Source organism: Pseudoalteromonas sp. P1-11 (assembly GCF_001399995.1).
In the GTDB taxonomy this organism is placed as follows: Bacteria; Pseudomonadota; Gammaproteobacteria; order Enterobacterales; family Alteromonadaceae; genus Pseudoalteromonas; species Pseudoalteromonas atlantica.
The window spans coordinates 400140-414708 of record NZ_LJSP01000004.1; the positions used below are offsets into that span (position 1 = coordinate 400140).

The following is a 14569-nucleotide window of genomic DNA, read 5'->3' on the forward strand; positions in this document are numbered from 1 at the left end:
TGTTACATAAAAATGGCTACAAAACGTAAAAACGACACCCGCTTAGATCCATTTGCAACTGCCGTAGGCAATAGCAGCCTTGATGCATTACTTGAGCAAGCAAGCGCTGGTGATGTAATAAGAATGCCTGCGCCAAGCGACCCTACACGCGAAATAACCTTAGTGTGTAAAGTTATTGCTCATGCAGATATTGAATCTAGCACCACGGTTTACGGTAAAAATCGCCGTGTACAAGCGCTATTAAACGAAAAGTCGGTTTCTGATATTTTACCTGCAATCAGTGAAGATGGACGTAATCAACACCCTGCTTTACTTTGGGATCAGGGAAATACTAACTTAGTACTTGCCGGTTCACGTCGTCGAAAGGCATGTATTTTAGGTAATGCCGATTATTTAGTTTTAAGCTCTCCTGATTTTACCGAGCAAGACGCTAAAATTTTAGCTGTATCTTCAGATCAGTACATAGCCCCAAGCCTTTGGGAGCTAGGGCAAGCTTATCAACAAACTAAAAACGATCTTATTGAGCAAGGTAAAAAAGGCTCTTATCGCGAAATTGCCGCTATTGAAGGTGTATCGCACACCGCAATTGCAGATGCCATTAAAGCGTACGAGCAAATACCCGCTGATGTAATTTCACTTTACCCAACGGCTAATCACGTAGGCAGAGAAGTCGCTAAAAAGCTTGTTAGTGCAAAGGAGCGCGACGAGCAGGCGTTTAACGCCCTAGTTAGCGAATTACATACAGACGATGAGATTAACGCCATTACAAGCGACGACAAGCGCGCAATGGCAATTACTAAACGTTTAACTACCGAGCCTAGCGCGGTTGCTAAACGTGAAGCTGTATTTGAAAACAACTTTATAAACGTACAACGTAATTTAAAAAGTGGTGACGTATCTATTAAAATAGATAATAAAGTGTTGACTGACAAACGCTTAGAACAACTTACTAAGCTGTTAAGCGCGTTTAATTAGCCCAGTATTACTTAGTAAAATAGTGATCTTAAAAGCCTGTTAGGTTAGTTAAATTCTGATCTGATGGGCTTTTTACTTAGTAAAATCCTGATCTTTTTTGCTATTTATAACCTATAAATCCTTCATTTTTGCTCTAAAGATCACATTTTTACTAACTGAATTTAGTTTTTTCGACTATTTGATGCTGGATCTTAATTTGTTAGTAAAAAACTGATCTGTAAAGCCCCTGCGTTGTTAATAAATTGTTTGTAACATGTGTGTTTGCTGTTTACCTATTCTCATTTGGGCAGATAAAGTGCCATAAAGTACGTATAAACCGATTTTTTACTAACCTAGCAGCTCCAACCAGTTTATATAACGTTAATATTGCTTTTGCTGTGCGCAGTTAAAGAATATACTGGCAGAATTATTTTAAAAATTTAATACTTAGAGTGACATGTCTGCTAACTTATCAAAAAATGATTTACTGGCTATTTTTGAAGAAATAAAAAATGAGCAGGCAACCTTGTTCCCTCTTTCTGAGCGCTTTATAAAAAAGCTGTTTAGGCCCAACGTGCTCGATAAAGGCAAAGAGTATTATAAAAACGGCCAAATTAGTTGGTTAGAACACAGCAGTGATTTTGCTGTTATTGATTCAACGGTACAAGGCGACACAGGATCAGCATTTAACCAACGCATTGAGATCAGTAAAGTACCTACTGGTTACTCTGTTGATACGCATTGTACCTGTAATGCTAAAACCAAATGTAGGCACTTAGCCGCTGTATTATTTAAACTTAAAATAGAGCACTCAGGTGAATACGGAGAAGACTACTTTATTAACGATTGGTTTAGTGAACTGACAGCACTTAAAAGTGTTGATGCTAAAGCTCCTTCGCAAGTTCTTTTATTTGTATTAGACATTGAAAACAATAAAGTATTTTTAACGCCAAAAATTGCCAATTACGACAAAAATAATAATTACACGCTTGGGCGCAATTTAACTGAGCAACAATTAAATAGCTTTGTAACGCCAAACGATTTGCTCGAAAGTGATTTTAGACTCTTTAGTTGGATTCGCTCACAAAATGCAGTAGGTAATTTAGAGCTAAAAGGTCAATGGGGCTTTAGCGCTTTACAACAATTAATTGCCACCGACCGTTTATTTTTACAACGCTCTCGTGTTGCTATTAAAGCGCAAACTGGGCAATCGCTTAACTTTAATTGGCAGCAACAAAACGAGTTATCGCAATTAATTATTGAGCTTGAACACAGTAAAAATTGGGCATTGATAAAAACCACGCCGCCCGCTTATTTAGACCTCGATCACTTTAAAGTCGGCCGGATCAGAACACAGCTTAGCGCCGACGAAATAGCACATTTACAATCAATTCCCGCACTGCACGATGCTAATTTTGATCGCATTTATAAACAACTTGCCGACAATTTTGGCGCCGGTGTTATTCCGCATCCGAATAACGAACAAGTCAATGTTAAGCAACTTGGTAATGCTGTTTTAAAAGCCACTATGGATGAGCAAGGGCTTAAAGTTTCGCTATTATTTAAATATAAAAATAAAAATTATTTAGCGGGAACAGCACCCGCGAGTTTAATAAATAGTGCATTTGAAAACACAGTAACAAATGAGTTAGTAAATTTAGGTTTTGAGTTTTGTAAAGGGGGTTTACAAAGTGAGTTTATATTTAATAAACAATCACCTATACATTTACATTGGCTTGTTTACGAAGTATTCCCTGGCTTTAAAAAGCGTGGCTGGCAGGTAGCTCAAACTAAAGTAAATGTAGCCGACCCCCAAGGGCACGTTACACTCGATGTAAACCGTGCTGCAGGTCACCAAATGCATTGTAAAGTGCAATTAAGCGATGCCAAAGCCGCTGTACTTTTTAATACCGATGATGCCACGTATCAATCGTTAAATCGTCAAAGTGAGCTGTTTTATTACTATCCTGTTGGGCGTCAATTTGGTGTTATTAGTAAAGCCGCCATTAATTTACTGACCGAATTTAAACAACGCTTTGAATTTGTAAAAACACGCGATGAATTTAATATCCCGCTTTCTTATTTACCTGAGCTGGTAAAGCATACCGCAGTTACTATAGACCTTCATGATGACTCATTGGAGCGTTATCTTGATGAGTTAAACAACACCGAGCAGGCAATGCCCGTGGTGCCTTTACACGGTTTAAATGACTCGGTAACACTACGTGAATACCAGCAACAAGGCGTTGATTGGCTTAGCTTTTTAAAGCGCCACCAATTAGGCGGCATACTTGCTGATGACATGGGACTTGGTAAAACGCTGCAAGTTATTGCCTTTTTAGCCAGCAGTTTTAATCGCCCGCAAGCAGGCCCTACCCTTATAGTGTGCCCTACAAGTTTGGTAAGTAATTGGCAAAACGAAATAACCAAATTTGCTAAAAGTCTTAAAGTAACCACTATTTTTGGCTCGCAACGTAATGAGCCTTTACAACATTTAGCGCAAGCGCAGTGTATTTTAACTACTTACCCATTATTAAAGCGTGATATTGCTTACTACTCGCCACTTTATTTTGAAAATATTATTTTAGACGAAGCGCAATATATTAAAAACGATACTGCACAAGTCTCGCGCTTAGTTAAGCGTTTAAATGCCGACTTTAAGTTATGTTTAAGCGGCACGCCAATCGAAAATAATTTGTTTGAGCTTAAATCGTTACTCGACTTTGCAATGCCTTCATTACTTGGCTCGCAAGCGCACTTTAAACAGCACTTTCAAACACCTATTGAGCGCGAAGCCGATTCAGAGCGAGCTGAGCAACTAAAAGCGCTTATTATGCCGTTTATATTACGCCGCACAAAAGCGCAGGTAGCTCAAGAGCTGCCACAAAAAACAGAGCTGTTAAAAGAGTTTGAGTTTGAACCTAAGCAAAAAGATATGTACCAAGGTATTACGCACGCCCTAGAAGAAAAGCTCATCGACTTATTTGCTGAGCAAGGCGCACAAAAAAGTAAGCTCGCATTTTTAGAAGCGCTACTAAAGCTAAGGCAAATTTGTTGTCATCCAAAATTAATTGAGCCAGAAACACAAGCAGGTTCAGCAAAATTAGAATGGCTAACTACGCATTTGCCGTTAATGCTAAGCCTTGGTCGTAAAGTGATTATTTTTAGTCAATTTACCTCTGCGCTCGATTTAATTGCAGAGCGTTTAAACGATATAAATATCAAATTTAGTATGCTAACTGGGCAAACGCGTCATCGCGACAAAGTTATTGACGAATTTACCAGTGGCAAAACCTCGGTGTTTTTAATCAGTTTAAAAGCAGGCGGTACTGGGCTTAACTTAACTCAAGCCGATACCGTTATTCACTTTGATCCATGGTGGAACCCTGCTGTTGAAAAACAAGCCACCGATCGTGCTTATCGAATTGGCCAAACAAATCCAGTGTTTGTTTATAAATTAATTATGAGTAACTCAATTGAGCAAAAGGTATTTAAAATGCAGCAAGATAAGCAAGCGCTTGTTGATGCATTATTTACCGATAAATCAATGAGCTTTACTTCGTTTGATGAGCAGCAAATGTTATCACTTATAAAAAGCTAATTTTTTTACTTAGCATGTGAACTAATTTAACCAAACGGCGTCTATTATATTGCTTGTTGAATAATTGCAGTTATCACAAGCTTCATGTTGATTACACGCGTCTACTATAATGCTTGTTGAATAATTGCAGTTATCACAAGCTTCATGTTGATTTCCCTGTTTGGTTACTAAATTTAGTAATGATTGAGCCAGCCCTTTTAGCTGGCTTTTTTTATGCCTATGATTGAGCCAGCCCTTTTAGCTGGCTTTTTTTATGCCTTTAGTAAATGTTACGCCCTCTACCCCCCACTACCTTTATTCGTTATGATGGCATGTCTCTAAATTTTATAAGTTTATTTTATGTTTACTCAGCTATTAACGCATATAGATTGGTTAAGTGCCAGCGCAGGGCTTGCAACAGGGCTAGTACTATATGGCCTAGTGTCGCTCCCTTCTCGTAATAAATTAAAACAACACATTAGCGAGCAACAGCAACAGTTATCGTTATTACAAAACCAGTACGACAATAAACAGCTGCAATACACGGCCTTATTTGATGAGCACGAGCTGCTCGAGCAATCACATCAAGAGCAACGCGATGAAGCGCAGCATTTTAAAACTCGCTTTAGCGAGCAAGAAAAACAAAGTGTTCAATACAACCATTTTTGGCGTAAAGCCGAAGGCGAACTTAGTGCCTTGCGAGAGCAGTATAACCAGCGCGATATTGAGCTTAATAATATGCGAACTACGCTTGAGCAAAAGCAGCAAAACTTTACCGAGCAGCTTGCACAAATCGAGCAAAGCAAAAATGTGCTTAAAAAAGAGTTTGAAAACCTAGCTAATAAAATTTTAGAAGAAAAATCGCAAAGCTTTAAAACGCTAAATCAAGAAAGCATTGAGCAACTATTAAAGCCAGTTCAAGGGGAGCTAAAAGGCTTTAGAGATAAAATGGAATCGATTCACGTTGAAGACTTAAAACAACGTGCTGCCCTTAAAACTGAGCTACTGCACTTGCAAGCTAAAAGCCAAGCTATTACCGAGCAAGCCGATAAACTTAGTAATGCCTTACAAGGGCAAAAAAAGACCCAAGGTAATTGGGGTGAACTGATGCTCGAAAACGTACTCGACAGCGCAGGCCTCCGCGCGGGTACCGACTACAAACGCGAAGTATCGTTTAATACCGAAGACGGTCGACTGCGCCCCGACGTAGTGGTGTATTTACCTCAGGGCCGCCACTTAGTGATTGACGCTAAAACATCGCTAAATGCTTATACCCGCTACGTTAATGCCGAAAACGAGCTAGAGGCTAGCCAAGCAATTAAAGAGCATGTAAATGCTGTTACCGCGCGTATTAACGAGCTTGCCAGTAAATCGTACGATCGTCTCCCTGGTATAAATTCGCCTGAAGTAGTTATTATGTTTGTGCCTATAGAATCTGCATTTGTAGAGGCGCTTAAATATCAAAGCGATATTTACCAACAAGCTATCGAAAAAAACATTTTAGTTGCTACACCAACTACTCTGCTTACAAGCCTTAATATTGTTAAACAGCTGTGGCGCTTTGAAGAGCAAACCAAATACTCTAAAGAGCTGGCTAATCGTGCAGAGCGCTTTTACAACAAGCTCAATGGCTTTTTAACGAGTATGGAAGGTGTTGGCAAACAACTAGACCGCGCAAAAGAAAGCTACGATAAAGCCTTTTCACAGCTTTACCGTGGTAAAGGTAACTTAATTAAACAAGCTTCAGAATTTAAAGAGCTAGGTGTATCGGTTCAAAAAGAGTTACCAAACGACAGCGTAGAAAAAGCCCAATTAGAGCTAGATTAAATTCGATTTATCTCTACTGTTTTATACATTAAAAGGAAGGTTAATGGTTTTTCCCTTACTCAATTCGCAAAGGTTAGCGTTAACCCCTATAAATTATGAGGATAGAGACGCTATTTTTGCTCTTGGTACTGTGGAGCAAAAATAGCGTTATTTAAGTTTTATGGCTGAAAAGCTAGTAAACGCCGAGGCAATAGTAATTGAATACATAGACGTATATTACGTAGAAACATTATTTTGGGGCGCAAGTTCTCATACTATTGCGGTTGGTTGGCCTCTAATGCCTGACAACTTACAAAAGCTTTATATCAATTTTCATGGTAAAGCGCCGCAAAACTAATACAACTAAAGCTCACATGTACTCGCTTACGCCTTCAATACTCCACCTCATTCAATAACTCATTTATTTTTTCATCGCCAATACACTCTCCATTAGACCAACTTGCATTAAGCAGTGTAATTAAATTACCAATACGCTCTGACTTACGCTGTAGCTGCTCTATTAGTGCATTAGCTTCATGTTGTTTTTCACCAAGGCGCTCAATAATGGCGTTGTGATCTAGCTCCTCATTAGGCTTACGCAGGGAGGGGATTTCTTCAAGCGAAAACCCTAAACTTTGTGCAAACTTAATCATTTTAAGCTGCTCTACACTGGCTTTGTCGTATTGCCTATACCCGTTGCTATTTCGCGTACCGGGTGGCAGCAGCCCTATACTTTCGTAATACCGTATGGTGCTTGCTGCAATACCTGAGTGCTTAGCTAGTTCACCTATTTTCATTATTGCCTCTACTATAAAAAAGCGGGTTGACCTTAAAGCTGACTTTAAGGTTATAGTGCCTGTAATGTCAATTTATGGTTTATATGTATGTCTGAGTTTGAACAATCTGCTGTATTTACGCCCTTTACCCTACCAAGCGGTTTAACGCTTAAAAACCGAGTAGTAAAAGCCGCTATGGAAGAGAACCTCGCAGAGGCCGACCTAACGCCATCGCAAGTGCTTAAAAATGTATACAACGAATGGGCAAAAGGCGGTTGCGGGTTAATTATTACCGGCAATGTTATGGTTGACCACCTTGCAATGACAGGGCCAGGCGGCCTTGCCCTTGAGCAGAAAACCGATATAGCGCCTTTTGCAGAGCTTGCTCGTTTAGGGCAGCAAAACGACTGTAAAATTGTGATGCAAATTAATCATCCTGGCCGCCAAGTATTTAAAAAAATGGGTGGTAAAGCGCTAAGTGCCTCTGATATTGCGCTTAATATGGGTAAGCACTCTCACTTATTTGCCCAGCCAACAGCTATGGATAAAAGCGAGATTAGTGATGTTATCACTCGTTTTACCCATACAGCGCAACAGGCCGAAAAAGCAGGTTTTAATGGCGTGCAAATACACGCTGCACATGGCTATTTATTAGCGCAGTTTTTATCTCCACTAACTAATAAGCGTGATGACGAATGGGGCGGTAGCCTTGAGAATCGCGCGCGATTATTACTTGAAATAACACGCAGTATTAAAGCGCAATGCAGCGCCGGTTTTTCGGTATCGGTTAAGTTAAACTCAGCCGATTTTCAGCGCGGCGGCTTTGAGCCGCATGACGCGCAAGCCGTTGTTAATATGCTTAGTGCATTAAAGCTTGATTTTGTAGAGCTTTCAGGCGGCAGTTACGAAGCACCCGCAATGCAAGGAACAACGGGTGATGAACGTACACTTGCACGTGAGGCGTACTTTTTGGAATTTGCCAAAGCAATTAGCGAGCAATCAACCATACCCATTATGACCACAGGCGGTATTAGCCGATTAGATGTGGCAAATAGAGTAATTAGCTCAGGCGTAGCGCTCGTTGGTATGGCCACGGCACTGGCTTATCAGCCTAATTTAGTTAATTGCTGGCAAACACAACCAACGCAAAACCTGCTTATGCCGCGTGTTACCTTTAAAGGCAAAACCCTTGCAGGGCTTGCCACTATGGCGCTGGTAAAAAGGCAAATTCGCCGAGTGGGCCAAGGCAAACGCGTTAAAGCAAATGCCTCGGCTATTTTTACTTTAATAAGTGACCAAATACGCGCTGCAAAGCTTACAAAGCGCTATCGAAAACGCTTTGCAAAAGAGCTAAATTAATTAGCTCTAGTTTAAACTGATATTTTCTATGCCACACTTGAAAGCGTTGATTGATGGGCGTTAGCATATGCCCAGTTAACGCACTCTTGCGCTAAAATAGCAATGGTATCTAGGCAGGTGTCTGGCGAGTGTTTGGCTTGTTCATTTAACACAAGCGGTATTTCGGTACAGCCAAACAACACGCAGTCAGCACCTTGAGCAAGCATTAAGTCGTATGCCTTGCTTAACAAGTGGCGACCTTTATTTAAATCGCCCGCTTTTACGGCGGTTATGCCATCCATTATGGCTGCTTGTTGCTGAGTGTTTGGTTCAACAAAATCAATATTGTGCTGCTTAAACGCATTTTGGTAAATGCCCATATTAAGCGTAGCGGTAGTGGCTAAAATACCAACCTTTTGTTTGCCCGTGGTTTTTACTTGTTTTATAACGCTTTTTACAATGCTAATGGTGTGTACATCGGCATTTTTAGTGAGCGCGTCGTACCAGTAATGCGCGGTATTACACGGAATAACAATACAACTTACACCTAAGCTTGTTAGCTCTTTAAAGCCTTTTTTAAGCTCAAAAAATGGGTTTTCATCTTCAAGACCCATTAAAAATTTTGTTCTGTCAGGAATTTGCGGGATATTCCTTATAAACATAGGTATGTGCTCTTGATCATTTTTAGCGGGCGATAGCGCAATTACCTGATTCATAAATGAGGCGGTAGCCAAAGGCCCCATTCCGCCTAATACGCCAAGAGTTCTAAGCATGATTGCATTCCAGTTATTGAGTTTATAGGCTTAATTTATAGTGTTTTATTTAGTTTGAATAATGCTATTATTTTACCACCCATGCACAAATTGCATAACTAAGTGGTCGCTATGAATATTGAAAGTAAATGGTTAGAAGATTTTTTAACGCTCTCGCACACAAAAAGCTTTTCGCAAGCGGCAACGCTTAGGCATATTACGCAACCTGCATTTAGTCGGCGTATAAAAGCCCTTGAAGATGCCCTTGGCGCAGCCCTAATCGACCGAGAAAACTTGCCTATTACCCTTACCCCAAGCGGTAAAATATTTCATATAACGGCGCGTAATTTAGTTAACCAAATGAATACCTCGGTTAGCATGCTTGAGGAGTTATCGGTACAGCAAAATTATTCTGTAAAGGTTGCGGCCGCACATTCTTTAGCGAGTTTTTTAACCTTACAACTCGCTAACTTTCAAACGCAAGATGAGCGCGACATTGTACTTAATTTAGAGGCTATAGACGTAGATAAAGCCACCGAAGCGCTAGAGCAAGGTGAATGCGACTTACTTATTGCCTTTGATAACGAACGCCTTAAACTGCCGCCGTTTAGTCATCAAAAAATAGGTAATGCTAAGTTGTTACCTGTTAGCGCCTGTGACGAGCAAGGCAAAGCCTTATATAACCTAGAAAGCGCAGCGCCTATACCGCATTTAGCCTACAGCCTCGACTCCTACATGGGGCGGCAGTTAGAGCCTATTATATCGGGCGCTAAGCTCAAAAAGGTGTTTGTTTCATCCATGACTGAGCTTTTAAAAGTGCACGCTGTTGCAGGCAATGGTATTGCCTGGCTGCCCGACTACGTTATATCAAACGAGCTTAAAAATAATACATTGGTAGTTGTAGGGAGTGAGCACCACTGCGTGCCAATAACTTACTATGCGTATAGATATCATGCGGCTTTGCACCCCGGTGGCGAAAGTGTATGGAATAAATTAACTGAGCTAAATATAACCTAACTGTAAACCCCCGTTACAGTTAAAGAGGCGTTTCTAATTTAAAACGATAACTGCTATGTGTAATGGAATTTAAATTATTTACCTGTTTTATTATGGAATTTTATTTCCATAATAATTGGGTGTTTTGTCTCTTTTTTAATACTCTTGATAAGGCCAAAATAGCGTCATCAACACAGAGTATTAACTAGCTAACGAGGCAACTCCCATGAAAGCAATTGGATATCAAAAAAGTTTACCTATCGAAAACGAATTATCATTACAAGACATTGAACTTGAAACGCCAACAGCACACGGCCACGATATTTTAGTAGAAGTTAAAGCGGTATCGGTTAACCCGGTTGATTTTAAAATTCGCCAAGCAATGCCAGCAGCTGAGGGCGAGTATAAAGTAATTGGTTGGGATGCAACTGGGGTTGTTAAATCGGTTGGCGAAAACGTATCGCTTTTTAAGCCAGGCGAGAAAGTATGGTACGCAGGCGACATTACGCGCTCAGGCAGTAACGCGCAGTTTCAGTTAGTTGACGAGCGTATTGTTGGCCATATGCCAAGTTCGCTTTCGTATGGCGAAGCCGCAGCATTGCCGCTTACCAGCATTACTGCGTGGGAATTATTGTTTGATCGTTTAAACGTAGCTAAAAACGATGATTCTAAAAGCATTTTAGTTATTGGTGCCGCCGGTGGTGTGGGCTCAATAATGGTGCAGCTATTAAAGCAGCGCACTAAATTAAATATTATTGCCAGTGCTTCTCGTGCTGAAACAATATCGTGGTTAGAAGATTTAGGTGCCGATACCATTGTTAATCACCGTAACCCGTTAAGTGAAGAATTTGCAGCTAAAAACTTAAGCGAAGTGGATTACGTTGTTAGCTTAAACAATACAGAGCAGCACTTACCTGAAATTGAAAAAGTAGTGAAGCCACAAGGTCAATTTGCCCTTATTGATGACCCTGAAACACTTAATATTGTGCCATTTAAAAACAAAAGCGTGTCGGTACATTGGGAGCTTATGTTTACTCGCTCGTTATTTAAAACCGACGACATGCAAGAGCAACACGTTATTTTAAACAACGTAGCCACTATGATTGACCAAGGGCAAATTAAAACCACGGTAGGTGAGCACTTAGGTAAAATTAACGCAGCCAATTTACGCAAAGCGCATCAGCACCTTGAATCGCAAACCGCTAAAGGTAAAGTGGTGTTAGAAGGCTTTTAAGGCCTTTAGCTAATATGGTTTTTTTGAGTATACCCAAGCCCCTAACGGGGCTTTTTTGTGGCTATTATTTATATAACTGATTGTAGTTAGGAATATGCTTTACCCAAAATGCAGGGCTGCCAATATACTCTTGTACAGTTTTTATAAATTCGCTCACCAGTGGTGTTTGTTTACGGTGAGGATACAGCGCATAAATACCGGTGCCCGATGCGCTGAGCTTATAATTAGTTAATAGCGGCACTAGCCCCATTTCGTCTATGGGTTTTTCTAGGTTAAATAAATCTAGCATCACATACCCTAAACCCGCTTTTGTGGCATCAAGCATGGCGCGTACATCGCTTACCTTATAGTTGCCTTTCATTTTGTGGGTTTTGTATTCATCACCATGAGGCTGAGTGCTTAATTTTATTTGATCTAGGCTTACATCGCCATTGCCATAAACCACCGCAGGTAAGGCGATAAGTTCTTCAGGTGTGCTTGGCATACCATGGCGTGCAATAAAGTCATTAGAGGCAACCAAAGCAAAGTGCATGTCAGATATTTTTTTTGCCATTAGATTGGAGTCATTCAATTTGCCAATTCTAAATGCTAAATCGTAATGATCGGCAATAATATCGTTGCGCTTATCATCAAGCATGAGGGTTATTTTTACCTCAGGGTATTTTTGCATAAATAAATTAATGGCAGGCTGCACATACTGCTGCCCAAAAAACATGCCCGAGGTAATGCGCAAAATACCTTTAGGTTTTGCTTGGTAGGAGTCTGCAATGCTATGAATATCACTGAGCGTATCAATTAAAATATGCGCTTGCTGGAGTATTTCCTCTCCTGCGGAGGTAAGCGAAAACGAGCGCGTAGAGCGATTAAGTAACTGTATACCTAAACTGCTTTCTAGCTTTTTAATTTGCTTTGAAAGCGATGAGTTGTCCATATCGTGCAGCGCCGCGGCTTTTGCAAATGAGCCTTGCTGTACTACATCAACAAATAACGCTAATTGGTTGGTGATTGACATCTCACTCTCCTAAATCCCAATAAGGTGTATCGGTGTAATAATTGCTCGCAAAATCAACAAACGCGCGCACTTTACTGGGTAAAAACTGCCTGTTTGCGTACACCATATAAAGCCCTATTGGCTCAGGTTCGTAGTCTTTTAATATACGTACTACTTTACCCTGTGCCAGCGCCTCTCCGGCTATAAATGTTGGCTGCATGGCAACACCGCCACCGGCTATAGCGGCATTGAGTAGCAGGTCGCCATTGTTAGCAACTAGGTTACTTTCAAGCTTTAACTCATTTTTAAGCTCGTTCGCTCCACGTAGCTTTTTGGTGGGCTCAGTGTGTGCGTAGCGTAAATAGTTATGTGATTGCAGCTCTTCTAAGGTAGTAGGTGTGCCGTGCTGCGCTAAATAAGAAGGAGAGGCAAACACCGCTAACCTAATAGGCGCTATTTTTTTAGCAATAAGTGATGAGCTTTTTAAAACCCCAATGCGCAGCGCTATATCAATACCTTGCTCAACAATATCAACAAACTGGTCAGTAAGGTTTAGATCTAATTTTAAATTTGGATAACGCTTTTGAAACTCAACCAATAGCGGTGCTAAGTGCTTTACCCCAAACGACATAGGGGCACTAATACTGAGCACACCAGAGACATTTTCGTTTAGGTTATCGAGCGAATTTTCCATGTCGTCTATATCGTCTAGCACCTGTAAGCAGCGGGTAAAATAGTGATCTCCCGCCTCGGTAGTGCTTACTTTGCGCGTGGTGCGGTGCAGTAATCGGGTAGCAAGCCCCTCTTCTAGTGCAGACACATACTTGCTCACAAGTTGCGGCGATATATCGAGCTTATCGGCAGCTTTAGAAAAAGACCCCTCTTGTACAACACTTACAAAAGTCTTCATGGTGGTTAGCTTATCCATTATTAGCAATGCCTTGTTTATAATTTTTAAATAAAGATCGTATTAATTATGTTTATAAAAACAGTTAAAGTCCACACATCGCATTTTTGCACAGTTAGTGAGTTTTTATAGCGTTATAAACACATTTTTTGCGTAAATAACTATTTATTTACAACAAAATGGAGTTAATACGTGCTACTGCAGCAATCACGCTTCTTTTTATCCATTCTAACGCCAAGTCGGGTTTATTAATAATGCAGTATCGCTGTACGTGAATAAGCACGCTTATATTTTTATTAATGACTAAGAGATAAAGCCATGAAAAGATTAAACAACAAAGTAGCCATCGTTACTGGTGCAGCACAAGGTATTGGCGCTGCTTATGCGAAAGGTTTAGCTCAACAAGGCGCTAAAGTTGTGCTTGCTGATTTAGCCGACCCAAGCGCAGCCGTAGCTGAAATTACTGCCGCTGGCGGCCAAGCAATAGGCTGCAAAGTAGATGTAACGAATAGTGAATCGTTAGATGCCATGGTAAAACAAACCGAAGCTGAATTTGGCCCGGTTGAAATATTAGTTAACAATGCCGCTATATTTGCTGCGCTTGAGCTTAAGCCATTTTGGGAAATATCTGAAGACGAATGGGATTTAGTTATGCGCGTAAATGCACGTGGGCCTTTTCAGTGTACCAAAGCAGTGTTGCCTAGCATGCGTAAATTAGGTCGTGGTAAAATCATTAACATTGCATCGGGTACATTTTTACGTGGTGCACCTATGTTTTGCCATTATGTGGCATCTAAAGGCGCGGTTGTTGGGCAAACACGTGCGTTGGCCACTGAGCTTGCTAACGATAATATTTTAGTTAATTGCCTATTAGTTGGCTTAACCGAAAGCGAAGGCGTTAAAAATAACGCACAGTTTGATAAAGCTAAAAATAGCACACTAGGCTCACGAGTAATAAAACGTGCAATGGAGCCTGAAGACTTACTTGGCCCTATTTACTTTTTAGCCAGTGAAGACAGCGATTTTATGACCGGACAATGTATTAACGTTGATGGTGGTGCAATTAACTACTAACACGCCTTATTGCTTATTTAGTGGTAATTTAAAAGCCGATATTTATGCATCGGCTTTTTAACGTGGGGGCAAATAAAAATCAGTTTAACAATACTGTATTTATAATATCTCAATGTGCGCTTTATTTATTAACAAAATAAAAGCCAATAAAATACGGGTAT

General features: G+C 40.5%; 12 protein-coding genes. 8 read left to right on the top strand and 4 right to left on the bottom strand.

Annotation, left to right across the window (positions count from 1 at the left end):
* The first annotated feature begins 12 nt into the window (after nt 1-12).
* From AN390_RS09980 to AN390_RS19735, 4 genes are all read left to right on the top strand, one after another.
* Entirely contained in the window at nt 13-975 is a 963-nt protein-coding gene (locus AN390_RS09980) for a hypothetical protein (RefSeq protein WP_055254228.1), read from the top strand.
* A gap of 436 nt (nt 976-1411) precedes the next feature.
* On the top strand, nt 1412-4555 hold the full coding sequence (locus AN390_RS09985) for a DEAD/DEAH box helicase (protein WP_055254230.1): 3144 nt from the start codon (nt 1412-1414) through the stop codon (nt 4553-4555).
* A gap of 339 nt (nt 4556-4894) precedes the next feature.
* On the top strand, nt 4895-6361 hold the full coding sequence (rmuC, locus tag AN390_RS09990) for a DNA recombination protein RmuC (protein WP_055254232.1): 1467 nt from the start codon (nt 4895-4897) through the stop codon (nt 6359-6361).
* Between the two features lie 160 nt (nt 6362-6521).
* A complete protein-coding gene (locus AN390_RS19735; protein WP_157686039.1) occupies nt 6522-6698 on the top strand; it encodes a hypothetical protein in 177 nt (58 codons plus the stop codon).
* 34 nt (nt 6699-6732) lie between these two features.
* Here AN390_RS19735 and AN390_RS09995 read toward each other — a convergent pair whose 3' ends face one another.
* Nucleotides 6733-7137, bottom strand: a complete 405-nt coding sequence (locus tag AN390_RS09995; RefSeq protein WP_055254234.1) for a MerR family transcriptional regulator — start codon at nt 7135-7137, stop codon at nt 6733-6735.
* Between the two features lie 87 nt (nt 7138-7224).
* Here AN390_RS09995 and AN390_RS10000 point away from each other — a divergent pair, with 87 nt between their 5' ends.
* Nucleotides 7225-8475, top strand: a complete 1251-nt coding sequence (locus AN390_RS10000; protein WP_055254236.1) for an NADH:flavin oxidoreductase/NADH oxidase family protein — start codon at nt 7225-7227, stop codon at nt 8473-8475.
* A gap of 26 nt (nt 8476-8501) precedes the next feature.
* Here the strand turns inward: AN390_RS10000 and AN390_RS10005 are convergent, their stop codons facing one another.
* Nucleotides 8502-9227: an aspartate/glutamate racemase family protein gene (locus AN390_RS10005; RefSeq protein WP_055254238.1), complete on the bottom strand. Its 726-nt coding sequence runs from the start codon at nt 9225-9227 to the stop codon at nt 8502-8504.
* Nucleotides 9228-9338: 111 nt separating this feature from the next.
* Between AN390_RS10005 and AN390_RS10010 the strand changes: the two genes are divergently transcribed.
* Together AN390_RS10010 and AN390_RS10015 are read left to right on the top strand one after the other, a co-directional pair.
* Nucleotides 9339-10223, top strand: a complete 885-nt coding sequence (locus AN390_RS10010; protein WP_055254241.1) for a LysR family transcriptional regulator — start codon at nt 9339-9341, stop codon at nt 10221-10223.
* Between the two features lie 205 nt (nt 10224-10428).
* Nucleotides 10429-11436 carry a zinc-binding alcohol dehydrogenase family protein gene (locus AN390_RS10015; RefSeq protein WP_055254243.1) on the top strand — a complete coding sequence of 336 codons (1008 nt, stop codon included), beginning with the start codon at nt 10429-10431 and terminating at the stop codon, nt 11434-11436.
* A gap of 64 nt (nt 11437-11500) precedes the next feature.
* On the opposite strand, the gene AN390_RS10020 is transcribed toward AN390_RS10015, so the two are convergent.
* The gene (locus AN390_RS10020) at nt 11501-12448 is read right to left on the bottom strand and encodes a LysR family transcriptional regulator (protein WP_054981994.1); all 948 of its coding nucleotides are present in this window, start codon (nt 12446-12448) and stop codon (nt 11501-11503) included.
* A 1-nt stretch (nt 12449) separates the two neighbouring features.
* On the bottom strand, nt 12450-13355 hold the full coding sequence (locus AN390_RS10025) for a LysR family transcriptional regulator (protein WP_055254245.1): 906 nt from the start codon (nt 13353-13355) through the stop codon (nt 12450-12452).
* Between the two features lie 297 nt (nt 13356-13652).
* Between AN390_RS10025 and AN390_RS10030 the strand changes: the two genes are divergently transcribed.
* The gene (locus AN390_RS10030; protein WP_055254247.1) at nt 13653-14408 is read left to right on the top strand and encodes an SDR family NAD(P)-dependent oxidoreductase; all 756 of its coding nucleotides are present in this window, start codon (nt 13653-13655) and stop codon (nt 14406-14408) included.
* Nucleotides 14409-14569: the final 161 nt, after the last annotated feature.

Excerpts from the sequence above, each read along its gene's own strand:
- rmuC (WP_055254232.1), top strand. The coding sequence starts at position 4,895 with ATGTTTACTCAGCTATTAACGCATATAGATTGGTTAAGTGCCAGCGCA.
- AN390_RS19735 (WP_157686039.1), top strand. The coding sequence starts at position 6,522 with ATGGCTGAAAAGCTAGTAAACGCCGAGGCAATAGTAATTGAATACATA.
- AN390_RS10005 (WP_055254238.1), bottom strand. The coding sequence starts at position 9,227 with ATGCTTAGAACTCTTGGCGTATTAGGCGGAATGGGGCCTTTGGCTACC.
- AN390_RS10000 (WP_055254236.1), top strand. The coding sequence starts at position 7,225 with ATGTCTGAGTTTGAACAATCTGCTGTATTTACGCCCTTTACCCTACCA.
- AN390_RS10015 (WP_055254243.1), top strand. The coding sequence starts at position 10,429 with ATGAAAGCAATTGGATATCAAAAAAGTTTACCTATCGAAAACGAATTA.
- AN390_RS10020 (WP_054981994.1), bottom strand. The coding sequence starts at position 12,448 with ATGTCAATCACCAACCAATTAGCGTTATTTGTTGATGTAGTACAGCAA.
- AN390_RS10010 (WP_055254241.1), top strand. The coding sequence starts at position 9,339 with ATGAATATTGAAAGTAAATGGTTAGAAGATTTTTTAACGCTCTCGCAC.
- AN390_RS09985 (WP_055254230.1), top strand. The coding sequence starts at position 1,412 with ATGTCTGCTAACTTATCAAAAAATGATTTACTGGCTATTTTTGAAGAA.
- AN390_RS10025 (WP_055254245.1), bottom strand. The coding sequence starts at position 13,355 with ATGGATAAGCTAACCACCATGAAGACTTTTGTAAGTGTTGTACAAGAG.
- AN390_RS09995 (WP_055254234.1), bottom strand. The coding sequence starts at position 7,137 with ATGAAAATAGGTGAACTAGCTAAGCACTCAGGTATTGCAGCAAGCACC.
- AN390_RS09980 (WP_055254228.1), top strand. The coding sequence starts at position 13 with ATGGCTACAAAACGTAAAAACGACACCCGCTTAGATCCATTTGCAACT.
- AN390_RS10030 (WP_055254247.1), top strand. The coding sequence starts at position 13,653 with ATGAAAAGATTAAACAACAAAGTAGCCATCGTTACTGGTGCAGCACAA.